This window comes from Citrobacter sp. Cpo147 (assembly GCF_030332405.1).
GTDB classification, from domain to species: Bacteria; Pseudomonadota; Gammaproteobacteria; order Enterobacterales; family Enterobacteriaceae; genus Citrobacter; species Citrobacter portucalensis.
This window is the reverse complement of the sequence record NZ_JAOWHX010000041.1, coordinates 293,925-317,954: the sequence shown is the minus strand read 5'-3', so window position 1 is coordinate 317,954 and position 24,030 is coordinate 293,925. Positions and strand designations below refer to the sequence as shown.

Here is a 24,030-nt window from a genome sequence, read left to right as displayed (position 1 = left end):
AAATAAAACCAAGTCCCCTGACTCGTTCAGGAAGGAGGAAAAGTGGCAAGGCAGCGCCAGTCTCCGTTTTCAAGACGGTAGATAGATTCGGTATGACCCGGAATTATCCACTCATCCTCCTTGCCAGCAACACAGTCGATGTAAATGCACAGCCCGCAGCCACCGCGTAGCTCGCGGGGAATATCTGCCACCCGAAAGCACATACCCGCAGCCTGTAGCGCTTTACGCGTTTTGATGACGCCGAGGGTAGTATGAAACAAGAACAGTGTTTCCTTCACTCACGTTTCCCCTGACGCTGACCAATTAACGCGGCCCCAATCGCCCCAGCAAACTGCGCGTCGGGATGCGTGTGTACGGGAATGCCAATGTGGCCTTCAAGCATACGAGCAAAGGCGTGACAGTGACTTACTCCCCCGGTAAATAACAGTGGAGCCTGCCCTGAAAGCCGTCCGATGAAATTCGCGCTGCGTCGGGCCATCGCGTTGATCACACCTGCTAAAATGGCCTCCGGCGCGACACCCGCAGAGCGCAGGCTTATAACCTCTGACTCGGCAAAAACCGTGCACATGCTGGTGATGGCATGTGGTTCGACGCCAGCGGTAATCGCATCTAGCTGCTCTACGCTGGCGCCGAGCGTGCGTGAGATGACTTCCAGAAATCGTCCGGTCCCTGCCGCACATTTGTCGTTCATCAAGAAATCGCTGAGGTTGCCATCATCATCTAACTGGATGACTTTACTGTCCTGACCGCCGATATCAATCACTGTGCGGGTGCCGGGAGCCAGCAAGCGCGCCCCCAGACCGTGGCAGGAAATTTCAGTGACCTGTTTGTCGGCATAATCCACGAGCTGCCGTCCGTAGCCAGTGAGGGTTAAAAATGGTCTATCGTTCAGCCCCGCTTGCAGCTTTTCCCATGCCTGAGCGATCGCTTCGGCAGGGCGAAAAGGTGTTGGGCAGAGGAAGCGACGTCTGATGACGTTCCTTTCCAACAAAATCCCTTTAGTCGCCGTGGAGCCGGAATCGATCCCTATTGAGTATGTCATCCCTGTTCCTCACAACATTTCAATGAACGCGGCGACACGAGTGCTAAGTTGGCCGATATCCGCGCTGGAGTAGTCGGTTTCAATAGCGATATAGGGAATGTTGTGCTGCTGGCGGACGTGGCGTTTAATGGCCAGTGATTCAACAGCGTAAGTGTGGCAAGCCTGTAAAATGACATCGACGACGCCGTCAGCCTGGTACTCTTCAACCATTTGGCTGAGCATTTTCAGACGTTGATCGTTAGGGGAAATACATGAGCAGCCGATGGCGAGGTATTTATCGGTCAGCGCGTCGTAGACGTCGCCAGTTTCCTCCACGCACTGTTCAGTGGCTTTCGCCCCGGTGCAGTTTTCATAGCCCACCACCCAACCGCCGTTTTCTTCAATGGCACGAACCACTTTTTCTGCCGCGCCGCCGATGGGGCAGCCGGTTATCAGTATGCGTGGACGCGACGCCAGACGTTTCCCGGCCTGCCATTCCTGATGTACCCGCTCGGCCATGCTATTAAGCTCGTCGATCAGCGCTGCTTTATCAAAGCGGAAGGTTGCACCGTAGACGACTTTCAGAATGTCACTGCCGCTGAGTGCGGGTGGGTTGAGCTGACCAACGCGGTAGAAGTTTGCCAGTGCACGACGTTCCTGGTTTTTTAGAATGACGGCTTCACGTAGCGCGGCTTCGGTTATCGGGGTGCCAAAACGGGCTTCGATTACCTGCTGCAAACGCAGGATCTCGGCTTTCCACAGCGCCCGCGAAGCCGCATCACTGGCGCTGTTGGGCAGTTGCATCACATGTACCGCTTTAAATTCAGCCATGTACTCGTACATCTTCTTTTTACCATCGCAGGTCGTTTCGCCCACCACCAGGTCAGAGAAGTAGAAGTACGGACATTTATCCGTTTTACCAAACCCGTAGCTGCTTTTGATCAGTGGACACAGGTTTCGTGGCAGATCTTTTTCGGCCTCTTCAATCGTTTCATCAGAGGTTGAGCATAGCGAAACGACGACCGCGCCTGCCGCCATCGCTATCTCCTGCGGCATAAAGGTGCAATAGGTCCCAACGAGCGGGATACCCTGCTCTTTAAGATCCATTACGGTGAGAAAACCTTTCTGACGGGCGTCGGAGAATTGATTAAAAATGGCGGGTAAATCGGTGATTAGCGACATGATTTTCCTTCCCCGTAACACGGGAGACAGTAAAAAGACGTCGCATTATAACCATGCAATTTATCTGGCTTTATTGATGTACAACAATTGTGCGCTTACAGATTACGACTGTAGACCCGTGAGACTTCCCCCCACGGATGATAGCCCGGCCCGTCAAAGTAAAATCCCGCTTTCTCGTATAAGCCTTCCAGGTCAGTACACAAATGGAGCTGCATAAAGCCTAGCTGTTTAGCCTGCTGCGCAATATGTTCAATCAGGCGAAATGCCAGACCGTGACCACGATAGCGAGGATCGACATAGAGCGCGCATAGCCACGGCCACAGTTCGCCGCGACTGATAAAATCATTAGTGATCAATCCGGCGCAGCCAACAATGCTGTCGCCGTCCTGCAGCCAGTACCACTGCGGTAGCGGGTTCTTTGCGCCAATGCAACGATGCAGCGCATCTTCGTATACCTTCACGGAGTCTTCTGAGGCCCATTGTTGCTGAAAGTAAGCGGTGACCTCGTGCAGTTTTTCCGGTGTTTCGCGCAGGGAAAAAATGCGGATGTTCATCGTCATTGAATTTTTCTCCTTAAAAATTCGCCAGCGTCAGCAGGGAAGGAATTTGCGACAACAGATATAACACCAGCCCAATAGAACCGCCAACCAGCGTGCCGTTGACGCGGATAAACTGCAAATCTTTACCGATGTTCAGTTCAATTTGCTGCGACATATCGCGTGCATCCCAGCTTTTCACCGTGTCGCTGATATGGCGCGTCAGGAAGGTGGCGAACTCTGGCGCTACTTTATGCGCGGCCTGTTCCAGATGCCCATTCAGTGAGGCGCGCAGGGCGCTGTCGGCTACCAGTGTTTCGCCGAACCACTGCCCGGCGCTGGCGATGCGCTGCTTCACGCGGGAATCATCGGCGTTAATGTCGGTTTTCACCCACTGACGTAGATCTGCCCACAGCTCGCCAAGATAACGGTTGAAGGCTTCATCTTCCTTCAGATAGCTTTTCAGGCTTTCGGCCCGCACGGCCATCTCCGGATCGTGTTTGAGCTTATCGATGAGTTTAAACGTGGCGCGATCGAAGGCATGGCGGATCTGATGCGCGCGATCGTGGCTGATGTCATCCAGCAAGGAGTTAACGGCATCAGACACCAGCTCGGCACTGTGCTCGCCCAGCCATTCGGTCGGCAGGATCTTCGCTTTCAGCGGATGTTCGGTTTCCAGCCAGTGCACGACCTGTCTGGCGATAAATGCCCGCGAGCTGTCGCGCTGGAGCAGGGCGATCAGTTGGGCGATCAGCGTGTCGAGCAGCACCTGATGGCGATTGTTTTTGGTCATGCTTTCCAGCATCAGCGCACTGGTACCTGAGAGATCGACCTTGTCGATGGCCTTGTGCACCGCCCGCTTGATCAGCCGCTGAATGCGCGAGTCGTCGGTCAGTTCGAGAAAACCGCTCATAATTTGCAGCAGATGCTGGCCGATGCGCTGGGCGTTTTCCGGCTGGCTGAACCAGTTGCCGATCAACAGCGCCGGTTCATGGCGGCGGATCAGCGCGACCAGCGACTGGGTATCGAGAAATTTTTCCTGGACAAATTGCCCGAGATTTTCGCCGATCCGATCCTTATTGCGCGGGATAATCGCCGTGTGCTGCGAGATAAACGGGATCGGCACCCGGCGAAAAAGCGCCACCACGGCAAACCAGTCCGCCAGCGCGCCCACCATCGCCGCTTCGGCGATCGCTTTGATCCCCAGTACCCAAAAGTTAGGCGGCAGAAACAGCGTGATGACGAAAGTGGCAGCGGCAATCAGCAGCAATGAGAGCGCCAGTCGCTTGGCGCGTTTGAGTTCAGCAATTTTATTCATAGGCTTAAGGATAGAGCCAGACGGGGGGATCGCGCAAAAAATGTGGAGCGCCTCCCATTTTCAGGTGGGCTGGGCTTACTCCGGGATCCAGTTGTCCCAGGCGGGTAAGGGGCCGAGTTCCGCCACCAGAAAATCGATAAACGATCGCACCTTAGGATTGCTGTACTTGCTGGGAAAGTACAGCGCATACAGGGCGTGAGTTTCACAGGTGATAGTGCCGTCGAGCATCAGCGGCGTTATCTCTTCTTTTTGAATATGATCGCCAATCAGATAGGTGGGCAAATACGCCACTCCCTGATCTTCTAACACTGACTTCAGCAATACCAGACTGCTGTTGGCCTGGATCGGCATATGCAGTTTCAACTGATGCAGACGATCCTGTTCATCCGCCACCTTCAGCACCGGTGTGAGGCCTGGATAAACCAGACAATCATGATCCACCAGATCGCTTCGACGCTGGGGCATGCCTTTTTTGGCGAGGTAGCCGGGTGAGGCACAGTACGCCCAGCGAACAGGCACCAGCTTGCGCATCGCATAGTTTTGCGGCGGTGCGGTGGAGATGCGCAGGGCGATGTCGAAATCTGTTTCGTTCAGATTCACAAAGTTATCGTTGAGATCGATATACAGATTCACATCCGGGAACTGGGAGCGATATTTATCCACCAGGTTCACCAGCCGGGAATAACCAAACGCAATTGAGCAGGTTATGCGTAATTCACCCTGCGGGCTGTGGTAATAACCGGAAGTGGTATTCAGCGTTTCATCGAATTCTTTCAAAAGCTTATTAGCGCGGTTGAAGAGATATTGCCCGGCGTCGGTCAGGGTAATACTGCGGGTGGTGCGTTTAATTAATGTCGTGCCCAGCGTGTCTTCCATCGCAGCCAGACTTTTGCTGACCGCAGACGGCGATACGTTGAGCTGCGCCGCGGCTTCTGACAATCCTCCGCAGTCGACGATTTTAGTAAAAAACTCCAGATGCTTGAGTGAAATCGGCGTACTCATAGTTTCCTTTAATTCACAAGTGATTTGCAAAAACGGTACGAATAGGCCGTTACATTCGCGTTTTAAACATGCAACTATTGAATCACAGGAAACAACTTGCTGGCAAAATGAAAAAATAACAACTTAGGTGAGTTACGTCACAAAATAAAAGGAGGCGAAACGGAAACTCATCACATTGTGAATTTAATCTCATTAATTATTATTCTAAAGGTACCGATTATGTGGTCACGACTCGAACCCTACAAATCGTCGATTATTTTATTAGTTGCTCTGGTGATTGGCGGCTTATTAGGTATTTATGCCCCATCGTTTGCAAGTAAACTCCAGCCAATAGGTCAGATATTCTTAAACCTGCTATTTATGATTATTGTGCCGCTGGTGGGGATCAGCGTTATGTCTTCGATCGCCAGTATGACCGACCTGAAAAGGCTGGGACGCATTATGGCGATTATCTTTATTGTTTCGATCGCCATGGCCTTTATTCCAGCCGCCGGGATCGTCGCGCTGGCGCTCTGGTATAACCCGGCGCAGGGCGTCACTATCGATCTCTCACAGTCGGTACAGGCGGGCAGCGGTAAGATGGATTTTGTCAGTATGATCACCACCAGCGACTTTATCGGACTGTTTTCTAAGTCCAATATTCTGGCGCTGATCGTAATGGCGATCATCGCCGGTGTCGCAATTGGCCAGTCGGATCAGGCCGGTAAACGCATTGCGTCGCTGCTGGAAGACGCCAATACCGTGATCATGAAGATCGTGTCGATCATTATGAAGGTCGCGCCGATTGGTCTGGGCTGCTACTTCGCCGCCACCATGGCCAGTCAGGACTCTGCACTACTGTTAACCTTTGCCCGCGCCATCGGCCTGTTTATGGTTGCCACGCTGGTCTACTTTGTTTTTGGCTCAATTCTCTATTCGTATATTGGCGGCGGTATTCCGGCGGTCAAAGCCTTCTGGCGTAACGCGATTGAACCGTCTGCGACCGCGCTGGGGACCTGCTCTTCACTGGGGACGCTGCCGGTGACGCTGCGTGCCGGTAAGGCGATGGGGATTAACCCGGAAATCGTTGATGTCTCCATTCCGCTGCTGGTTAACCTCAACAAGGGCGGCGTGGCGATGATTGCCGCGCTAAAAATTGTCTTTATCTATTCCGTGCTGGGCATGGAATTCACCACCGAAACCTTCTTCCTGACGATGCTGATTGCGGTGCTCTCCGCCATTATCGTTGGTGGCGTACCGGGCGGGGCGTTCCTCGGTGAAATCTTTATCGTCACCACGCTGGGCCTGCCGATGGAAGCAATCCCGATGCTGGTGGTGCTGGGCACCATTACCGATGCGCCGGCCACACTGATTAACGTTATCCATGATTTGAATGCGGCGCAGATTGTTGAACGGTTCGCTGGAAAAAAGCAGACCAACACTGAAATAAACTCTACTGCTGCGGTGGTATAGGTTTCACACGGATTAAGAACAGGAGATGTTATGAAAGACGCAATGAAGCTTGAAACGCACCTGGTTGTTGCTGGTCGTGACAAACGCTACACCCAGGGAGCGGTGAATCCGGTTATCCAACGCGCCTCTTCACTGGTATTTGATACCGTGAAGGACAAGAAATTTGCCACCGCCAATCGCGCTAACGGCGAGCTGTTTTACGGTCGTCGCGGAACCTACACCCACTTTGCCTTTCAGAAGGCAATGAGCGAGCTGGAAGGCGGCGTTGGCTGCGCGCTGTACCCTTGCGGCGCTGCGGCGGTGACTAACGCGATTCTGGCGTTTGTTCAGGGTGGTGATCATATTCTGATGACGGGTGCGGCCTATGAACCAACCCAGGATTTTTGCAATAAGATCCTGAGTAAATTCAACGTGGAAACAACGTATTACGATCCGCTGATTGGTGCAGGTATCGTCGATCTTCTGCGTCCGGAAACGAAGGTGGTATTCCTTGAGTCACCAAGTTCTATCACCATGGAAGTCCAGGACGTGCCGGGGATGGTGAAGGCTATCCGCGCGGTGAATCCGGAGATTGTTATTATGATCGACAACACCTGGGCGGCGGGCGTGCTGTTCAAAGCGCTGGATTATGGCGTGGATATTTCCATTCAGGCGGGAACGAAGTACACCATCGGTCATTCGGACGGCATGCTGGGCACGGCGGTGTCGAACGCCCGTTGTTGGGATCGTCTGCGCGAGAACTCCTATCTGATGGGGCAAACGCTGGACGCCGATACGGCCTACAATGGCAGTCGCGGATTGCGCACCCTGGCGGTACGCCTTAAGCAGCATCAGGAGAGCAGCATCCATATTGCCCGCTGGCTGTCGGCAAGGCCGGAAGTGGCGCGGGTGAATCATCCGGCATTACCGGAATGTCCGGGCCATGAGTATTTTCAGCGTGACTTTACCGGAAGCTCAGGCCTGTTCTCGTTTGTGCTGAAAAAGAGACTGACCGACGAACAGATGGCGAATTTTCTCGATAACTTCTCGCTGTTCCATATGGCCTATTCGTGGGGCGGATTTGAGTCGCTCATTCTGGCTAATCAGCCGGAAGAGCTAAACAGCATTCGCCCGGCAGGAGAGGTGGATTTCAGCGGTACGCTGGTCAGGGTGCATATTGGCCTCGAGGATATCGACGACCTGATTGCCGATCTGGACGCGGGATTTGCCCGCATTGCGTAAGGTGAGGTGAGCGTAGCCGGATGCGGCGCAAGCGCTTATCCGGCCTACATAGTTGTCGTAGGCCGGATAAGCGGGCAGGTTAGTTTTCAGTGGCTAACGTCGTTGCCTCATGCTGGCGTACCCGTTTGAGTAAACCTGCCAGCGTGAACACGACAGCGAGCCCTGCCGCAACCGCCAGCAGATGAAACGAAATCCTGCCGCCGTTAAACCATAGCCAGCGCCCAATTTCGACAGAAACCGCCATCACCGTCAGGATTACCATATTCAACGATGCGGAAACCGTACCCTTCGGTAAGTTGTTGGAAAACAGTGTAAAGCGGAACAGCGTCGGGAAGATCATCCCAATACCAAACGCATACAGGCTGGTCCCCAGCACCGACCACAGCCAGACGTGCGGCCACAGTAAATTGCCGACAATCAGCACTGCCAGCCCGCTCAGCTGTATAGGTGCGGCCCGCCAGATGAAGCGTGGTTGGGTCGGATCTTTCACGAAACGAACCACCACCATATTGGCGACGATAACTGCGCCGAACACCGGGGCCTGTGCCCAGGCAAATTCCGATGTGGTCATGCCGCCAGCATCGATCAGAATAACCGGTGAGACCGCCACCCAGCTCATCATCGGGATATAGCTTAACGACAGCGTGGCTGCGCCAAACAGGAACACCCGGTTGCGGAAAACGTCGCGGAAATCACGCACTACGCCGCGGGCACTGAACGGCACCGCGCCGCGCTGGACGGTTTCCGGCATGGCTAACATTAACCCAATCAGGGCGATAAGCCCCATGACGGCAATGATGGCAAACAGGATCTTCCAGTGTACAAAGTGCATCAGCGCGGCCCCGGAGAGCGGGCCGATAACCGGTGCAACCAACACAATGGAAGTGATTATCGCCATTAACTTAATGGCCTTCGTTTGCCCAAACGCCTCCTGCACCGTGACATAGCCAACGGTCGCGATAAAGCAGATGCTGGTGCCCTGCACAAATCGGGCTACCAGAAATTGCGCCATTGAGGTGGTGAACAGCGTGGCAGCGCAGGCGAGGGTAAAGATTAACGCCCCCGCAATCAGCACGGGTCGACGGCCAATTCGGTCGGAAAGCGGCCCCAGCAGCCATTGCAGCGCCATGCCGCCCGCCAGATAGAGGCTCACCGCAGCGGGTGCCAGGCTAACATCGGCGTTGAAATCACGTACCACATTGATGATGCCAGGCTGGATTAGGTCCGTCGACAGATAGGCGGCGAAGTCATATAAAATCAACGCGACAGGAAAAAATAGCGTTGTGGCGCGTTGGGAGAAAAACGCGAGAATCCGTTGCATAAAACAGCTCCTTGTCGGGAGAAAACCCTCAACGGGAATAGCGAAATTCAATACCGTCTTTGAGACGTCAGACCGATGACAGAAAAAAGCAGACTGCAAATGTACTGAATTTCATGTAATCAAAAACGCTGTCTGCGCGAAGCGCAAACAGAAGATACGCTCACTGACGCGGGGTCAGAAAACGTAACGATTACAGGTAACAATCAGCACATCGCACCTCAGGAAGAGTAAGTTGAACGGGTAATAACCATCCGCAGTGTAATGCGGATTGGATATTAATTAAACGAGTTTATCCGGTTTATGTGCAGAAAATCGCCCTGGAAATCAGACTACGATGCTCGGCAAAAACCGCAGAGCGATGGCACAACCGAAGATAATCAATACACCGCCAGCGATACGTTCTACCCATAATATCCCTCTGGATAACCGTCGCTGGATCTGCGGTAAACCGATGAACATCACGATCAGCAGATCCCAGCACAGCACTACGCTGGTCATCCAGATCCCGCTCATGGTTTGTTGCAGCAGCGTCACCGACGGGCCGAGCAGGGCGGTCATTAGCGCCAGATAGAACAGCGCATTTTTTGGGTTGAGCAGTGACGAACCCAATCCCAGCAGTAGCTGTTTGCCAAATCCTGGACAGGTAGACTGGGTGTCTGTTCCGGTCAGCGTTTGCGGGCGGCTGCGTACCAGCAGGCTGCCAATCCACAATAAATAAAGCGCGCCCAGCAGCTCAATAACCGTTAACAACAGGGGAAGCTGGCGCAGGATCCCCCAACCGATAATTGCCAGCAGAACATACAGCCCGTTGCCGAAAGCGATCCCCACGCACAACCCGGCGCTGCCGCGCATCCGGTATCGTGCGGCGTAACCGACCAGTAAAAAGAAGTCCGGCCCGGGGCTAAGCAATGCGACGAAATGCGCCAGCGCCAGCGCGGGAAAAGCAGAAGGAAAAAGTACAGAAAGCAGCGACATAGCGACCTCAGAGAATGAATCTGAGAGCACCGTACGCCTGACGCAGCGCTAATTATTGTCTGATATTGATCGTCCCAACGCGTACTGGCGCGGTGTGGCGGCGGTGTAGCGAACAAAGGTGCGATGGAAATGGCTCTGGTCGGCAAACCCGCTCTGGTATCCGACATCGGCAATTTCGTCCCCGGCCCGTAGCCGCTGGCGAGCATAGTCAATCCGTATGATGTTCAGATAACTTCCTGGCGTCAGCCCGGTATCTTGCTTAAAGGTACGGATCAGCGTCTCTTTACGCATATGACACTCATGTGCCAGCTCATCGAGCGAGGGCGGCGCGAGCAGGCTGGACTGCAACCGTTCGCGCAGATACTGGCTGGTTGCGCTTAGGTTGTCTTGTGTGACCGACTGCAACGGCAGCGTGTGCAGCAATGCTTGTGCGGCATCCGTTATTTGCGCGGTTTGGCGTTGCGGCATGAGCGTCACAAGGTGCATATAACGCTGGAATAATTGCGCATCGCGGATAACGGGAGCAGGCGTGCAAAGCCGCTGATTGGTGTTCTGTGCAGGCAGATTAGCAAGACACCACTGGGCATCAAGATAAAGCATATGATAGCTGCGAAACTGTCCGTTCACAGGATTACAGCTGTGAGGTGCCAGCGGCGGTATCACAATCAGATCGCCCACCTGCAGATGGTATTCCTCGCCATCGCACAGACAGCACGTTTCCCCCTCGAGAATTGCCCCAATCGAGAGCTGAGAGTGGTGATGCCGCTTATAGGCCTGCTGGCTCTGCCAGGTGCTGCGCAGCTCCAGCCACGGCAACTGCTCATCACGCCAGAACGATTGTGGAATATCTCGGGTATGCGTCACATCGTGTCCTCCCTGAAAGTGATGGTTTGTTATAGCACAGGCCGGGAGGTGAAAAAGTGGGAATGCGCATTGAGATGGCGATTCTGCGTGACGTGTTCCAGACAAATGTAGACGTTACATAAGGGCGTTGTTATCCCGGAAATCGCCTCGCAAAGAGAGAAAGTTGCAGGTGAGGATGTGGTTTTCCGGCGCTACAGTCATGGCATCTTATTTTCAGGTGAAGGATCGCCATGAACAAAGCTTCCGCTTCAACACCGCATGATGCGGTTTTTAAAACATTTTTACGTCACCCTGAGACTGCACGGGATTTCCTACAAATACATCTTCCCGCTTCGCTGCGCGAGCTTTGCGATCTTCGGACGCTTAAACTCGAGTCAGACAGTTTTATCGAAGAGAATTTACGTGCGTACTATTCCGATGTGCTGTGGTCGGTGAAAACGACGGATGGGGATGGATATATTTATGTAGTGATTGAACACCAAAGCACACCGGATGCGCATATGGCATTCAGACTGATGCGCTATGCGGTAGCGGCCATGCAGAAACATTTAGATGCCGGGCATCAGCAGTTGCCGCTGGTGGTGCCGATGCTGTTTTATCACGGCGCTAAAAGCCCGTACCCTTATTCGCTGTGCTGGCTGGATGAGTTTGCCAACCCGAAGCTGGCTCGTCAGCTGTATGCTGCGACGTTTCCGCTGGTGGATATTACGGTTATTCCGGATGACGAAATTGTGCAGCATCGACGTATGGCGCTGCTGGAGTTAATCCAAAAACATATCCGTCAACGCGATCTTATGGGGTTGGTCGAGCAAATTGTTTCCCTGCTACTTACCGGACTGACTAATGACACTCAGATAAAGACGCTGTTTAATTATATTTTACGAACTGGCGATGCACCTCGATTCAGTGAGTTTATTCGCGGGGTTGCCGAACGTTCACCGCAGCACAAGGAGCAATTGATGACGATCGCGGACAGATTACATGAGGCAGGACTACAAAAAGGCAGGCTGGAAGGGCTTCGAGAGGGGCGACGTGATGAGGCGCTACGTATTGCCCGCACCATGCTGGCAGATGGCATCGATATCAGCACGGTACAAAAAATCACCCGACTTTCCGTTGAAGATATTCAGGGCGTAAGCCATTAGAAATGACTTAAACCGTGCAATCGCCTGCACGGGAGCACCGGGTGGTCCGGTTTACTCTATTGCCGTTTTTACCGCCTCGCCGAGCTTCTGCATTACTTCCCGATGCTTCTCGTTTGGCGGCAACGCGCAGTTGATGCGCACACAGTTGCGATACTTCCCCGATGCGGAGAACAGCGAACCCGGCGCAACCTGGATTTTCAGGCGACAAAGCTGCTTAGCGACACAGACCATATCGACCTGGAGCGGCAGCTCGACCCACAGCATAAAGCCACCTTTTGGTCGGGTGACGAAGATCCCGCAGGGGAAGTATTCCCGTACCCAGCAGGTGTAGATCTCCATATTGCGCTGATAAATCTGGCGCATACGACGAATATGTCGATGATAATGACCTTCGCGCACAAAGGAAGCCGCTGCCAGTTGCGTAGCGGGAACGTTAGTTCCAATGACGGCGTACTTCATGTGCAGCAGTTTGTTGTAATAACGACCGGGCACCACCCAACCCACGCGCAGACCGGGGGCGACGGATTTGGTAAACGAACTGCAGAGTATTACGCGGCCGTCGCTGTCCCAGGAGTGGATCGTGCGCGGGCGCGGGTACTCTGTGGCCAGCTCGCCATACACATCGTCTTCAAAAATGACGATGTCGTGACGCTGGGCGAGGGCGAGCACCGCCCGTTTACGCGCATCCGGCATAATGAATCCGAGCGGGTTGTTGCAGTTGGGAACCAGCAGCACACCTTTGATCGGCCACTGATCCAGCGCCAGCTCCAGCGCTTCAATGCTGATCCCGGTATCCGGATCGGTTGGGATCTCAATCACCTTGATCCCTAAGCCGCGCAGTAGCTGCATCGTGCCGTAGTAGGCCGGTGATTCAACGGCGACAATATCTCCGGGCTGGCAGACCGTCAGCAGCGCCAGCGACATTCCGCTCTGACTACCGCTGGTGATCACAATATCATCTGCATTAACCACCGAACCGCCGTCCAGCATCAGCCGCGCAATCTGCTGACGCAGTTCACGGCATCCGGAGATTTCATCGTAGCCCAGTATCGCGCGCAGATTATGCTGTGCCACGCGGCTGAGCTCGCGCCACAGCGGCTTCAGGCTGGGTTGATTAATATCGGGCACGCCGCTGCTAAACGGAATTATCGATTTGTCCGCGTTGCCCTTTAGCATATCCAGCACCTGATCCCACTGGGTGATTTCGACCGGACGCTGTACCGGACGCGACATCGGTGGCACGGGTGGCTGCGCTTTTTGTGGCGCGACAAAATAACCGGAACGTGGTTGGGGCGTGATCAGCTGGCGCTGTTCCAGCGTCTGATACGCCTGCTGGACGGTGCTGATGCTGACCCCATGCTCCTGGCTCAGGCTGCGAACCGAGGGCAGTTTTTCGCCATGGCGATACAGCCCTTGCTCAATGCGTTCGGCCAGCAGATTGGCCAGATGTTGGTAACGCGTCATGCTGTATCCCTCATGGGTACCATACAGATTAAAAAATCAGTACAGATTGGTGTGAAAAAAGCGATGCAGAACTCTTTTTAACCAATCTGTATGTTAAATAAAAGTACTTTGTGAGTCTGTATTGTTTTAGGCCAGATCCGTGAAGATAAAGCCTCTGGCAAGGCGGGGAGGCAAGGTATGGAATTTCACGAGAATAAAGCAAAACAGCCGTTTATTGGGTTTGTACTGATCTGGCGGGCATACAAGGCGTGGCGGCTGCGAGCGCAAACGCGGCGCGTATTGCAACAGATGAGTGATGAGCGGTTGCGGGACGTCGGGCTGCGACGCGATCAGGTGGAGTGATTTTCTTTCATCGACAGAGGCTGGGGGGTTATCGTCCCGGCCTCTTTTATATTCATGATATTTATCAATTCATGCTTCTGGATATCCTGTTCCTTGATACTTATCCTGATAAGTATTATTTTCTTTTCAGCGATGAGGGGAAAATAAGATGACTGAAGATGAACTGTTTGCCCGCCGACCAATGGGGATGCGCATGGCAATGGTGGTGCGCCAGTGGCGGGCCATTATTGATGCTGCCATCACCGATACAGGCCTGACGCAGTCCAGCTGGACGGTACTGATGCAACTGTATCAACTGGGAGACAACGTCTCAGTCAGTGAACTGGCACAAATGCAGGGCATCGAACTGCCGCCGCTGATGCGCACCCTCTCGCAGCTGGAAAAGCAGGGCTATCTGCTGCGTTCCACATCGCCTTATGACAAACGCATCCGCCTGCTAACGCTGACCGCGCAAGGCCGCTTAAGGCTGGATGAACTCAACCGGGTGATAGAGACATACCAACATCGCGTCACCTGCACCATCCCTGAGGCGGAACTCGCTTCCTTCAGTGCCACGCTCAATCAAATCGCCTGCAATCTGCGGACAATCCGCGAAGAAGACAATCAACACTAAAAAATATGATGACCCCAGAACAAAAATTTGCCCGTTGGGTAAGGGTGAGTATTGCCGCTTTCCTGGTAATATTCGCCTGGTTTATCGTTGCCGATATCTGGATCCCGCTGACGCCGGACTCCACGGTGATGCGCGTGGTAACCCCTGTTTCCTCACGCGTTTCCGGCTACGTCTCGCAGGTGCATGTACACAATAATAGCCAGGTGAAGAAGGGCGATTTGCTGTACGAACTGGATCCGACGCCGTTTATCAATAAAGTCGAGGCTGCGCAAATCGCCCTTGAGCAGGCGAAGCTGAGCAATCAACAGCTGGATGCGCAGATAGCTTCCGCGCGCGCCAACCTGCGCACCGCGCAATTCAACGCCCATAACGATAAGACCACCCTTGATCGCTATCAGCGCCTGAGCGCCATGCAGAACGTGTCGCAATCCGATCTCGACAAGGTGCGTACCGCCTGGCAGACCAGCGAGCAGTCGGTGGCGGCGCTGAATGCCAGTATTCAGAACCTGCTGATCCAGCGCGGCGAGCGTGATGACAAGCGTAACGTGACGCTGCAAAAATACCGTAACGCGCTGGAAGAGGCGCAACTGAACCTCGGCTGGAGCAAAGTATATGCCCAGACCGACGGTACGGTGAGTAACCTCCAGCTTAGCCCCGGACTTTACGCCATCGCCGCCACGCCGCTACTGGCGCTGGTCAGCCATCAGACCGATATCGTGGCCGACTTTCGCGAGAAAAGCCTGCGCCACACTCGGGTAAATACCGATGCCGCCGTGGTGTTCGACGCCATGCCGGGCAAGGTTTTCTCTGCCCGCGTTACCAGCAGCGATGCCGGTATTCTGGCGGGCCAGGAGCAGGTTAATGGCCAGTTGTCACAACCGGAACAGTCTACCCGCTGGGTGCGCGATGCCCAGCGTATGCGCATTCACGTCGCGCTGAACGAACCGCTCGACACGCCGTTACCGACCGGGGCGCGCGCCACGGTACAGCTGTATAACAGCGAGGGGATGTTCGCCCGCACCTTTGCCGGGGCGCAGATCCACCTCGTCAGTTGGCTGCATTATGTCTATTAACACGCTGGCCCACGTCTTTACGCCGCACGGGAATATTGTCTATACCGCCAATGATTTTCGCCAGACCCTGCGTATCTCCGTTGCCGGGACAATCGCGCTGAGTATCTCGACCTTCTACAACGTGCAGTACGGCGTATTTTTTGTGGTTTATCCGCTGATGCTGCTGTCGCTGGTGCCGGTATTCAACCGCCATGTGGCAACACAGTTCGTGTTCAGCGCGGCGGTGAACTGCGTTGAAATGGTGCTAATCGTTGGTTATCTCTCACAGTGGCCGCTGATCATGACGCTGGTAGTGTTCGGCCTGTACGTGATGCGTTTTCGTTTTATGAGCAAAGGCCCGCTGTTTCTGCTCGGTTCGATGGGCGTGGTATGCCAGAGCACGATGCTCAACTTTATGAGCTATCCCACCACCAACTGGCATACGCTGATGTTCTCCAATATGGAAGCCTGCGTCATGGCGGTGGCGCTGAGCGCGCTGCTGCATTATCTGATTCCGGACGTGGAACCCCGCCAGCCACCGCCGCGCATTGAGAAAGATGCCGCCCGGGTGCGCCATGAATCGCTGCTTTCCGGCACGGTGGCGACGATGATTTTTGTGGTCTTCCAGATCTGCGATTTGAGTGATTCGCTGTCGGCGCTGATGGCAGGCATTTTGATCCTGTTTCCGATGCACTATCGCGGGGCGGTGATCAGCTCGATCTGGCGTGTGGTCGGCGTGGTGCTGGCCTGTCTGTATATTCTGCTGGTGCAGTTGCTTATCTATGATTTCAGCAATCATATGGTGCTGATGATGCCGCTGATTGGCCTTGGGCTGGCATTCAGCGCCCGCCTGCACGTAATGGAAAAAGTCGGCGCGGGCGTGGGGTTTGCCAGTATCACCACCATCGGCATTATGTTTGGCCAGAACCTGCACTCGGATCAGGACCTGGTGTTCAGCGATCTGTACCGCATCACCTCCGTCACCGTCGCACTGGTGGCAACGCTGACCATGGTATTTCTGGTGCATCGGGTGTTGAACTGCTTTGCCGCGACGCGGTTTGTGATTATCGAGTGAGTTGGGGGGGAAGTGCCGGATGGCGGCTGCGCCTGATCCGGCCTACGGAAAGCAGAATTTCCAGGCCCGGTAAGCGGTAGCGTCACCGGGCGTTTTCAGCGGGGATTATCCCTGTCTGCGCGGCTTCGCCGAAATCACGTTGATAAACTCCTGCACCTGCTGTTGCTTACGTGCGGACAGCTTGCACACCCGACGCAGCGACTGTAATAACGCGGGTTCTTCCGGCTCCGGCAGTTTTGTCGTTAGCACAATGCAGCCGGGCATTACTTTGACATCGAATCTACAGCCAGTAGCGAAACCGGCGGCTTCCAGCCACTGGCCTTTCATAATAATTGCCGGAACATGTGTGTAATCCGGATAACGACTCGCATAAGTGACGGTACCCAGACGATTATTTGCCGGGGAGACTTCTGGATCGCACGGATCTGCAATAGAATGGACGGTAGTCATAATGGCTATTCTCTATAAATAGTGATTGTGATGAGCGATATGACCGTGTTCCCGCACGGTCATATCGCGCTAAATACCTGTACATAACATCAGTAAATAAAAGAAAAGTCCAGCTGAAAATAGACTGTAATGGGAATGAACAGGAAAGGACTGGATATATTTTCGATGGTTATGAGTGCGGGGAAATAATAAAAAGCGCACCGGGCAGGTGCGCTTGAAATACGTGTCAGGATTTTTTACGCGAGGTTTTTTTACCGCCGCTGGCGGCGCGTTCGGCCTTGATTTTTTCCAGCAGGGCGGCGGCGCTGTTTTCACCGCTGATAAGATCCGGATTTTCCGCACGCCACTGGGCGGTAAGCTCACCGCGGAAGGCTTTCGCCAGGATCGACTGGGTGAGGCTGTTGACGCGGTTCAGGGCGTTGTTGACCTGCTTTTCAATGGTGTCGGCCCAGGCGAAGAGTTGTTCGACACGACGGACGATTTCGTGTTGTTCTTCTATAGAAGGTAAGGGGACAAATGCTTCTTTAAGATCTTTTAAATTTAATGTCTTTCTGGCAACCTCCTTGGAGGATTGAACTAACCAAGTTTGCATAACCGGTGAACTTAACCATATATGGAGAAACATAGGTTTAATCAGCTTACATTCAGGAGATACTCTGGCAACAGCACGAGCGATATTGACATTTATATCTTCTCTGACAATGCCTATTCTACCTATAGCTCCAACAATTGTTACAAGAATATCATTCTTTTGTACTTTTGAACGCTTATATTGTATGTCTATTTCTTTTGAAATCTTACGAAGATGATTTAGATCCACCTCACCATCATTGATATCACATACACGAATTAATTCGATACCGTCATTAATGTCATCTCCAGGCTGTACTACTCCATAACACAACGGTCTTTGTGTATTGATGACATTATTTAGAATTGTTTCGGTCCATTTTTTTGGAATAGAGATTTTATAATTATCTAATTCAATTGTTTTTTTTGTGTAATCGTTATTTTCTTTAGTCAATCGGCCAGTAACTGCCCCAGCAAGTACCGCCTGGCGAAAACGTTTCAGGATTTGTGGGATTTGCTCAAGACGTGCTTTGGTGCTGTCTACCTGTGCCAGCAGCGTATCGAGTTTTTCGGCAATGATTTTTTGTTCATTTTTTGGCGCGATATTAATCGTGAGCTTTTTTAGCGCATTAAGATAGATCCCTTTTTGCGCTGTTCCTTTGGAGTTTTCATGAATTTGAATCTGAAACTCTCTATTTTCTAATGCATAGCGAAAATAGGATGGTTCTAACTCTGATGTAGATAATACCGCGACACTACGTTGTAGTGTAAACGGTGTAAAATCCTGTGGAACTACTGCTGTTCTACCTAATGTTCCTACGATAGTCAGCAAAACATCACCACTTTCAATACTTGTCCGCTTATTTTCTTCCCAAAATTCAGCTTCAGAGATAATCCTGTGAGTTTCGCTAAAAACAATAGAACCATTGTTAATGTTTTTTGCACTGAGCATTGGTAGCCCAACTTCACTAGCTTTAGGGGGATTATGCGAACCATCAGTCACTTTTTTACATAAATCACCTATGCTGGATGTTTGCCACCCCTCCGGCAGTTTCCCCCCACTCATGCCTTCACCTCACCAAACGCTTCATTCAGCAACTGACGCTGCGCATCCGCCTCATCGCCCGCGCCCAGCTCGCGCATCAGCGCATCCAGCTCGCCCAGCGCCTGCACCAGCTCACCCATCGCCTCTGCCGCCAGCACGTCCGGCTCTGGCAGGCTATCGGCGTCGATGCTGTCCTTATCCTTCAGCCAGGAGATATCCAGTGAATCGGATTTTGCGGTGCGGATCCACTCGCGGCTGAACTTACGCCAGCGGCTGGTGGCCTGGTGCTGGTCGGTGTTTTTATTCTCTTCGCTGTCGGCGACTTCGCTCTCTTCGGCGTTAAAGCTCCACTCGCCTTCTTCACGCGGGCTTAAGCCGTGTGGATCTTCGCCGTAGACGGTTTCAAACGGCTGCAGGTGCTGCTCGGTAAACGGCGTGCGCTTGCCGAAGCTCGGCATATTGGTACGCAGGTCATACACCCACACGTCGTCGGTGCAGTTTTTATCCTGATGTGGATTGGCGACCGTACCTTTGGTAAAGAACAGCACGTTGGTTTTGACGCCCTGGGCGTAAAAGATGCCGGTTGGCAGACGCAGGATGGTGTGCAGATGGCACTTGTCCATCAGGTCGCGACGAATATCGGTGCCCTTGCCGCCTTCAAACAGGACGTTATCCGGCACCACCACCGCCGCGCGGCCGCCGGGGCGCAGGGTTTCAATAATATGCTGCATAAAGCACAGCTGTTTGTTGCTGGTCGGGTGGACGAAGGTGCGGGTAATGTTGGTGCCCGCGGCGCTGCCAAACGGCGGGTTGGTGGCGACAATATCGGCCTGCGGTAAATTCTCGCCGTCGCTGCCCAGCGTGTTGCCCAGACGGATGGCGCCGCCGTGGTCGAGGTTGCCTTCAATATCGTGCAGCAGACAGTTCATCAGCGCCAGACGACGGGTGCCGGGCACCAGTTCGAGGCCGATAAACGCGCGGTGGATCTGGAAATCCTGGGTGTCGCCATCAAGATCATCCAGATCGTTAGTCTGCGACTTCACGTAACGGTCGGCTTCAATCAAAAAGCCCGCCGTACCCGCAGCCGGGTCTTGTACCACTTCACGCGGCTGCGGCTTCAGCAGATGGATAATGGTTTTAATCAGCGGACGCGGGGTGAAGTACTGGCCCGCGCCGGATTTGGTTTCGTTGGCGTTCTTCTGCAACAGCCCTTCGTACATATCACCGAAGTCGTCGCGGGACTTACCGTGGTTGCCATTGTACCAGTCCAGCGCATCCATATAGCTGACCAATTCAGTCAGCTGCTTGGGCTGCTCAATGGTGGTGCTGACATTATGGAATACCGCCTGCACCAGCTTTTTATCATCTGCTCCTAACTGAACCAGCAGGTTACGGTAGAACTGCATCTGAGCCTGGCCAATGCGCGATTTCAGGTCGTCCCAGCGGTAGCCTTCCGGCAGGTAGTCCGCTTCCTGGCCGGTCTCTTTGCACATTTTCAAAAACAGCAGCGAGGCGAGTTCATTGACGTAGTTTTGATAGGAGACGCCGCCGTCGCGCAGGTTGTCGCACAGTTTCCACAGCTTGGCGACCAGATCGTTATTGTTCATTGAAGATCCCATTTGACATGGCGACCACCATTGTGGGTCGCAAAAGTGATTGAGCGTTTCAGATGCCTGATGGCGCTTCGCTTATCAGGCCTACAGGGTTGCGTGTAGGCCGGATAAGGCATCGCCGCCATCCGGCGAAAACGGGGATGATACCCTCTTAAGCCAGTTCGTCCCAGATGTAATCGCTGAACTTATCCAGCACGCTGTCGAGGTTGTCGTCAAAGGTGCGCTGTAACATTGGCTTACCGCCGCGACGGTGGAAATTGCCGGTTTTGAACACGTCGTCGTCGAGCACCACTTTCTCTTTTAGCGCCTGCGCTAAACGGTCGAGCCAGTTTAGCTGCTCGTCGCTCCAGTCGTTCTCGGCCTTGATACGCGTCAGCGCGTGGTCGACTCGTTCGTCGAACGGTTTGAGCGCATCACCCACCGCCGCACGACGGATATGGCCAATCAACCTGGCGGCGATATCCTGATTGCGCGTCGCTTTCCACGCGCTGCGCAGGGAAGACTCTTCAAAATGCTGGCGGTCAAACCACTCCTGCAATTCCACCAGCCCTTTACGGGTGAGGTCGCGCGGGCGATTGATCACCGCCTGCAGCGCGGGCTGGGCGTTCGGAGCGTGCTGCACCAGCGCATCGAAGGCTTCGAGAAAATCCTGCGGCGTGTCGTAATCGCCGTACAGCGATTTGACGCTCACCACCTCATCGTCAATATCGAGGAAAATAGGGGCCTCGCGCAGGGCGTTGATATCGGTTTTCAGCCTTTCGAGGCGGGCGATAAAGCCGGGAAGCTTATTGAAAATCTCGGCGCTCCAGTGCGGCCCTTTTTCCCGCAGGCGCGAAGCCAGGCCGCCGAAGTTGACGCCTGCGGCATCCTGGCATAGCTCGTCCAGACGACGTACTTGCTTATCCACCGTTTCGCTGCGATCGCGGTTATAGGTGGCAAGACCGATAATCCGCTGCAGCTTGGCGACCAGCTGTTCATGGCTGTGTTCGGCAAAGCTGCGGCCATCCGCTTCGATGGTTTTGTAGGTTTCTGAGTCGGTAATTTCATTGACCAGCGTTTGCAGTTCCACCTGCGGACGCACAACCACCGGGCGCATGGTGTCGACGCTTTCCAGCGAGCTGTAGATATCAACGCAGTCGAAAATCTTAAAGCTGGTTTTCCCCACCGACGGGCACAGACGCGTGGCGCGGCCTTTCATCTGCTCGTAGAGAATGCGGCTTTTGACTTTGCGCAGGAACACAATATTACAGATAGACGGAATATCCACGCCGGTGGTCAGCAGATCGACGGTGACCACGATATTGGGCAGCCGCTCTTTGTTGAAGCGAACGATCATGCTTTGCACTTTCTTCGCGTCTTTATCGGCGTCACCAGTGATCTTGATGATCGCGTCGTGCTCAAGCTGCGGATATTTTTTCTTAAACGCGGTGCGTAGCTCGTCAACCACCATATCGGCATGGGCGTTGGTGACGCAGAACACCAGCGTTTTTTGCTGCCCGGTGGGATCCAGGTATTTGGTGAGCTCAGCGCATACCGCACGGTTAAACCCTGGGATCACCAGACTGCGGTTAAAGTCGGCGACCTCAAAATCCTGATCGTCGGCCAGCGTGTCGTTGATCAGCTCACCCTGTGGGTTCAGGCGTTCCACCTGTTCACCCTCGGAAAGATAGACCCCATCCTGCGCGTTGCGGGTGACGATCTGAATAGGGGGATCCTGATCGATCAGGTAACCGTCGATCACCGCCGTACGGTAGGTGTAGCGGTAAACCGGCTCGCCGAAAATATCGACCGTGTGCAGTGCTGGCGTGGCGGTCAGGGCGATTTTTACCGCATCGAAATGATCGAGAATACGACGATAGGCGGAAACGTAATCCAGCTGGCTGCGGAACTGCAGCTCGCCTTCGGTCTGCTCTTTATCGAGAATGTAGCCGCGGTGCGCTTCATCGACGACGATACAGTCGTAGCGGCCGACCGGCATCGGTTCATCGGATTGCAGCGTGCGCTTGACCAGCGACTGCACCGTGGTGACGTGAATTTTAGTACTGTCTTCCGGGAATTTGTCGGTCAAGCCTTTGATATCAAAAATGCTGTTAAAGGTGTCGCCGTTAATGCGTGTGTCTTCAAACGACCCCAGCGCCTGCTCGCCGAGCGAGCGACGGTCGACCAGGAACAGAACGCGCTTGAAACGCTGCGACTGGATCAGACGGAACATCAGGGCGATGGCGGTACGGGTTTTACCGGTACCGGTCGCCATCGCCAGTAGGATCGCTTGCTGGCCGTTAACGATAGCCTTTTCCACCGCGCGGACGGCATCTTCCTGGTAATAGCGCAGGCCGAGTTCGCTCATTCCGGGGTTTTCGGCAAACCACTGGTTTTGTTTCTGCGGATCGCTGCCCAGCATATCCAGCAGCTCTTCGGGGCGATGCCATTCCGGCAGCGCTTTTGACATGTTGGTAGTGTGGCGGACGTCGCGATACCAGATGCCGCTTTTGGTCTTCATCGCCGCGCGGTATTCACGCCCGTTGGTGGAGTAGCAGAAAGGGATTTTAAAGTGCTGTTGACCGCTGGTGTCCTGCCAGCTGATTTCATACTCCGGTACGGCTTCGTGTACTTCGTCGGGAGCGTAGTGCTCCAGCAGCGTGTCGCGTAAGAAGGCGTTATCGAAGTATTTGCTGTAGCGGTAAGATTCGTTGAGCTTGCTGGGCACATCGGTATTTTTGCGTTTTGCTTCAACGACGGCAATGGGCTTAAGGCCAACGAACAACACATAATCGGCAAAGCCTGTTTTACCCGTTTCATCTGTACCGGTCGGCCATTCGGCTATCGCTTTGTTGACGCCGGGTTCCGGTCGAGCGCCTTTGGCAAAGCGTAACGTTTTGCTATCAGCCTGCCAGCCCGCTTTACGCAACTGGGCGTCAATCAGGAAGCGACTCTCTTCTTCGCTGAGATTCAGCGTGCGCTTGATAGCCTGGTCGGTGATTTCTTTGTGATAGGCCTTACGTTCCTGTTCGGTTTGCTTTGCCAGTTCGGCATCTTTTGCCGCAAGCTGAGCCTCCAGTGCGGCCAGACGCGCTTTGGTCTGGGCTTCGGTTTCCTGCTGTTTGCCTTCAAGGATGGCAATGTAGCCGTTGAGCGCAACCAGTCTTTGCTGCTGAGCTTCCAGCTCGGCCTGGCTTTGCACTTTCTCCTGCGCCTGACGTTCGAGCTGTTGTTTCAGTGTCAGCACTTCCTGGTGATAAAGAGACTCGCCATGTTCTGGCAGAACAAACATCGGTACCGGGAAATCGTAATCTTTGGTCACCAGCCGGTAGTACCAGACGCTGAGACGGAACCCGAGCCGCAGGCACATCTGGGCATCATCCAGATCGTTATGATATTCGTGGACGGCCAGGTTACCGATACGGCGCAGCTTATGGAAAACGGAAAGGATGCTGTCATCAATAAACGCAATCTTGCCCAGTTCGCGCAGCAGGTCATGCTGATTTTCGCAGGCGGGTATATCCAGCAACTGGCCGAGATGTTTCGCGGTGGCTTCGCCAAACATGCGCATTTTAATGAGGGTGGTGTTGGGATCGTCGGGGTAGTTATTTTCCGCCGCGCAGGCAATGGCATAAATGAAGTCGTTAACGCCTTTCAGAAAAACGAAGTTGGATTTTTCCATTGTTATCTATCCAGATACTGAGCGGGGGATGATTATATTACCCCAAATCGTAATGGGAGCTATCAGGCCTCATGGTAGCCTTCATGTTCCGTTCAATCAATGAACGAT

Annotated in this window: 20 protein-coding genes and 2 pseudogenes; 7 read left to right on the top strand and 15 right to left on the bottom strand. The window is 53.7% G+C overall.

Annotated elements, in window-relative coordinates:
• Window positions 1-26 precede the first annotated feature (26 nt).
• The 6 genes from OGY06_RS22200 to OGY06_RS22175 form a co-directional block, all read right to left on the bottom strand.
• On the bottom strand, window positions 27-278 hold the full coding sequence (locus tag OGY06_RS22200; RefSeq protein ID WP_003830079.1) for a putative Se/S carrier protein: 252 nt from the start codon (window positions 276-278) through the stop codon (window positions 27-29).
• Window positions 275-1,042 carry a putative 2-hydroxyacyl-CoA dehydratase activator YjiL gene (gene yjiL, locus OGY06_RS22195; RefSeq protein ID WP_286605962.1) on the bottom strand — a complete coding sequence of 256 codons (768 nt, stop codon included), beginning with the start codon at window positions 1,040-1,042 and terminating at the stop codon, window positions 275-277. The genes OGY06_RS22200 and yjiL overlap by 4 nt, the downstream gene beginning before the upstream one ends.
• Before the next feature lie 9 nt (window positions 1,043-1,051).
• On the bottom strand, window positions 1,052-2,203 hold the full coding sequence (locus tag OGY06_RS22190) for a double-cubane-cluster-containing anaerobic reductase (RefSeq protein ID WP_003830073.1): 1,152 nt from the start codon (window positions 2,201-2,203) through the stop codon (window positions 1,052-1,054).
• 95 nt (window positions 2,204-2,298) lie between these two features.
• Window positions 2,299-2,763 (bottom strand): GNAT family N-acetyltransferase, encoded by a 465-nt coding sequence (locus OGY06_RS22185; protein WP_003830072.1) that lies wholly within the window; start codon window positions 2,761-2,763, stop codon window positions 2,299-2,301.
• A gap of 13 nt (window positions 2,764-2,776) precedes the next feature.
• Entirely contained in the window at window positions 2,777-4,057 is a 1,281-nt protein-coding gene (locus OGY06_RS22180) for a DUF445 domain-containing protein (protein ID WP_003830070.1), read from the bottom strand.
• Window positions 4,058-4,132: 75 nt separating this feature from the next.
• A complete protein-coding gene (locus OGY06_RS22175) occupies window positions 4,133-5,059 on the bottom strand; it encodes a LysR family transcriptional regulator (protein WP_003845596.1) in 927 nt (308 codons plus the stop codon).
• A gap of 219 nt (window positions 5,060-5,278) precedes the next feature.
• On the opposite strand from OGY06_RS22175, the gene OGY06_RS22170 reads away from it, so the two are divergent.
• Together OGY06_RS22170 and metC are read left to right on the top strand one after the other, a co-directional pair.
• A complete protein-coding gene (locus tag OGY06_RS22170; protein ID WP_003830065.1) occupies window positions 5,279-6,511 on the top strand; it encodes a dicarboxylate/amino acid:cation symporter in 1,233 nt (410 codons plus the stop codon).
• Between the two features lie 30 nt (window positions 6,512-6,541).
• Window positions 6,542-7,732 (top strand): cystathionine beta-lyase, encoded by a 1,191-nt coding sequence (gene metC / locus OGY06_RS22165; RefSeq protein WP_286605961.1) that lies wholly within the window; start codon window positions 6,542-6,544, stop codon window positions 7,730-7,732.
• Window positions 7,733-7,811: 79 nt separating this feature from the next.
• On the opposite strand, the gene mdtM is transcribed toward metC, so the two are convergent.
• From mdtM to OGY06_RS22150, 3 genes are all read right to left on the bottom strand, one after another.
• Complete coding sequence (gene mdtM / locus OGY06_RS22160; protein WP_286605959.1) at window positions 7,812-9,053, bottom strand: multidrug efflux MFS transporter MdtM; 1,242 nt, start codon at window positions 9,051-9,053, stop codon at window positions 7,812-7,814.
• 324 nt (window positions 9,054-9,377) lie between these two features.
• Window positions 9,378-10,028 carry a LysE family translocator gene (locus OGY06_RS22155; RefSeq protein ID WP_286605958.1) on the bottom strand — a complete coding sequence of 217 codons (651 nt, stop codon included), beginning with the start codon at window positions 10,026-10,028 and terminating at the stop codon, window positions 9,378-9,380.
• Window positions 10,029-10,076: 48 nt separating this feature from the next.
• The gene (locus tag OGY06_RS22150; protein WP_126957763.1) at window positions 10,077-10,892 is read right to left on the bottom strand and encodes a helix-turn-helix transcriptional regulator; all 816 of its coding nucleotides are present in this window, start codon (window positions 10,890-10,892) and stop codon (window positions 10,077-10,079) included.
• Between the two features lie 230 nt (window positions 10,893-11,122).
• On the opposite strand from OGY06_RS22150, the gene OGY06_RS22145 reads away from it, so the two are divergent.
• A complete protein-coding gene (locus OGY06_RS22145; protein WP_286605957.1) occupies window positions 11,123-12,037 on the top strand; it encodes an Rpn family recombination-promoting nuclease/putative transposase in 915 nt (304 codons plus the stop codon).
• 51 nt (window positions 12,038-12,088) lie between these two features.
• Here OGY06_RS22145 and OGY06_RS22140 read toward each other — a convergent pair whose 3' ends face one another.
• The gene (locus tag OGY06_RS22140) at window positions 12,089-13,501 is read right to left on the bottom strand and encodes an aminotransferase-like domain-containing protein (protein WP_286605956.1); all 1,413 of its coding nucleotides are present in this window, start codon (window positions 13,499-13,501) and stop codon (window positions 12,089-12,091) included.
• Window positions 13,502-13,678: 177 nt separating this feature from the next.
• Here OGY06_RS22140 and OGY06_RS22135 point away from each other — a divergent pair, with 177 nt between their 5' ends.
• The 4 genes from OGY06_RS22135 to OGY06_RS22120 all read left to right on the top strand — a co-directional run bounded on the left by OGY06_RS22135 (window position 13,679) and on the right by OGY06_RS22120 (window position 16,583).
• Window positions 13,679-13,843, top strand: coding sequence for a DUF1127 domain-containing protein (locus tag OGY06_RS22135; RefSeq protein ID WP_008786105.1), 165 nt, complete (start codon window positions 13,679-13,681; stop codon window positions 13,841-13,843).
• A gap of 148 nt (window positions 13,844-13,991) precedes the next feature.
• Complete coding sequence (locus tag OGY06_RS22130) at window positions 13,992-14,456, top strand: MarR family winged helix-turn-helix transcriptional regulator (protein ID WP_149335433.1); 465 nt, start codon at window positions 13,992-13,994, stop codon at window positions 14,454-14,456.
• 5 nt (window positions 14,457-14,461) lie between these two features.
• Window positions 14,462-15,529 carry an HlyD family secretion protein gene (locus OGY06_RS22125; protein ID WP_286605955.1) on the top strand — a complete coding sequence of 356 codons (1,068 nt, stop codon included), beginning with the start codon at window positions 14,462-14,464 and terminating at the stop codon, window positions 15,527-15,529.
• Window positions 15,519-16,583: a DUF2955 domain-containing protein gene (locus tag OGY06_RS22120; protein ID WP_286605954.1), complete on the top strand. Its 1,065-nt coding sequence runs from the start codon at window positions 15,519-15,521 to the stop codon at window positions 16,581-16,583. The genes OGY06_RS22125 and OGY06_RS22120 overlap by 11 nt, the downstream gene beginning before the upstream one ends.
• 105 nt (window positions 16,584-16,688) lie before the next feature.
• Here OGY06_RS22120 and symE read toward each other — a convergent pair whose 3' ends face one another.
• The 5 genes and pseudogenes from symE to hsdR all read right to left on the bottom strand — a co-directional run bounded on the left by symE (window position 16,689) and on the right by hsdR (window position 23,922).
• The gene (symE, locus tag OGY06_RS22115; RefSeq protein WP_164563160.1) at window positions 16,689-17,033 is read right to left on the bottom strand and encodes an endoribonuclease SymE; all 345 of its coding nucleotides are present in this window, start codon (window positions 17,031-17,033) and stop codon (window positions 16,689-16,691) included.
• A gap of 226 nt (window positions 17,034-17,259) precedes the next feature.
• Window positions 17,260-18,201 (bottom strand): annotated as a pseudogene (locus OGY06_RS22110) (restriction endonuclease subunit S); the annotation flags it as partial.
• Between the two features lie 300 nt (window positions 18,202-18,501).
• Window positions 18,502-18,669 (bottom strand): annotated as a pseudogene (locus OGY06_RS23345) (restriction endonuclease subunit S); the annotation flags it as partial.
• Complete coding sequence (gene hsdM, locus OGY06_RS22105) at window positions 18,666-20,255, bottom strand: type I restriction-modification system methyltransferase (protein WP_286605952.1); 1,590 nt, start codon at window positions 20,253-20,255, stop codon at window positions 18,666-18,668. The pseudogene OGY06_RS23345 and the gene hsdM, both read right to left, overlap by 4 nt.
• A 157-nt stretch (window positions 20,256-20,412) precedes the next feature.
• Window positions 20,413-23,922 (bottom strand): type I restriction-modification system endonuclease, encoded by a 3,510-nt coding sequence (hsdR, locus tag OGY06_RS22100; protein ID WP_286605951.1) that lies wholly within the window; start codon window positions 23,920-23,922, stop codon window positions 20,413-20,415.
• Window positions 23,923-24,030: the final 108 nt, after the last annotated feature.

Bases quoted from the DNA above. Each gene is read 5' to 3' on its own strand.
- yjiL (WP_286605962.1), bottom strand. From the start codon at position 1,042: ATGACATACTCAATAGGGATCGATTCCGGCTCCACGGCGACTAAAGGG.
- hsdM (WP_286605952.1), bottom strand. From the start codon at position 20,255: ATGAACAATAACGATCTGGTCGCCAAGCTGTGGAAACTGTGCGACAAC.
- metC (WP_286605961.1), top strand. From the start codon at position 6,542: ATGAAAGACGCAATGAAGCTTGAAACGCACCTGGTTGTTGCTGGTCGT.
- OGY06_RS22190 (WP_003830073.1), bottom strand. From the start codon at position 2,203: ATGTCGCTAATCACCGATTTACCCGCCATTTTTAATCAATTCTCCGAC.
- OGY06_RS22170 (WP_003830065.1), top strand. From the start codon at position 5,279: ATGTGGTCACGACTCGAACCCTACAAATCGTCGATTATTTTATTAGTT.
- OGY06_RS22185 (WP_003830072.1), bottom strand. From the start codon at position 2,763: ATGACGATGAACATCCGCATTTTTTCCCTGCGCGAAACACCGGAAAAA.
- OGY06_RS22130 (WP_149335433.1), top strand. From the start codon at position 13,992: ATGACTGAAGATGAACTGTTTGCCCGCCGACCAATGGGGATGCGCATG.
- OGY06_RS22140 (WP_286605956.1), bottom strand. From the start codon at position 13,501: ATGACGCGTTACCAACATCTGGCCAATCTGCTGGCCGAACGCATTGAG.
- OGY06_RS22135 (WP_008786105.1), top strand. From the start codon at position 13,679: ATGGAATTTCACGAGAATAAAGCAAAACAGCCGTTTATTGGGTTTGTA.
- OGY06_RS22125 (WP_286605955.1), top strand. From the start codon at position 14,462: ATGATGACCCCAGAACAAAAATTTGCCCGTTGGGTAAGGGTGAGTATT.
- symE (WP_164563160.1), bottom strand. From the start codon at position 17,033: ATGACTACCGTCCATTCTATTGCAGATCCGTGCGATCCAGAAGTCTCC.
- OGY06_RS22145 (WP_286605957.1), top strand. From the start codon at position 11,123: ATGAACAAAGCTTCCGCTTCAACACCGCATGATGCGGTTTTTAAAACA.
- OGY06_RS22180 (WP_003830070.1), bottom strand. From the start codon at position 4,057: ATGAATAAAATTGCTGAACTCAAACGCGCCAAGCGACTGGCGCTCTCA.
- hsdR (WP_286605951.1), bottom strand. From the start codon at position 23,922: ATGGAAAAATCCAACTTCGTTTTTCTGAAAGGCGTTAACGACTTCATT.
- mdtM (WP_286605959.1), bottom strand. From the start codon at position 9,053: ATGCAACGGATTCTCGCGTTTTTCTCCCAACGCGCCACAACGCTATTT.
- OGY06_RS22120 (WP_286605954.1), top strand. From the start codon at position 15,519: ATGTCTATTAACACGCTGGCCCACGTCTTTACGCCGCACGGGAATATT.
- OGY06_RS22175 (WP_003845596.1), bottom strand. From the start codon at position 5,059: ATGAGTACGCCGATTTCACTCAAGCATCTGGAGTTTTTTACTAAAATC.
- OGY06_RS22155 (WP_286605958.1), bottom strand. From the start codon at position 10,028: ATGTCGCTGCTTTCTGTACTTTTTCCTTCTGCTTTTCCCGCGCTGGCG.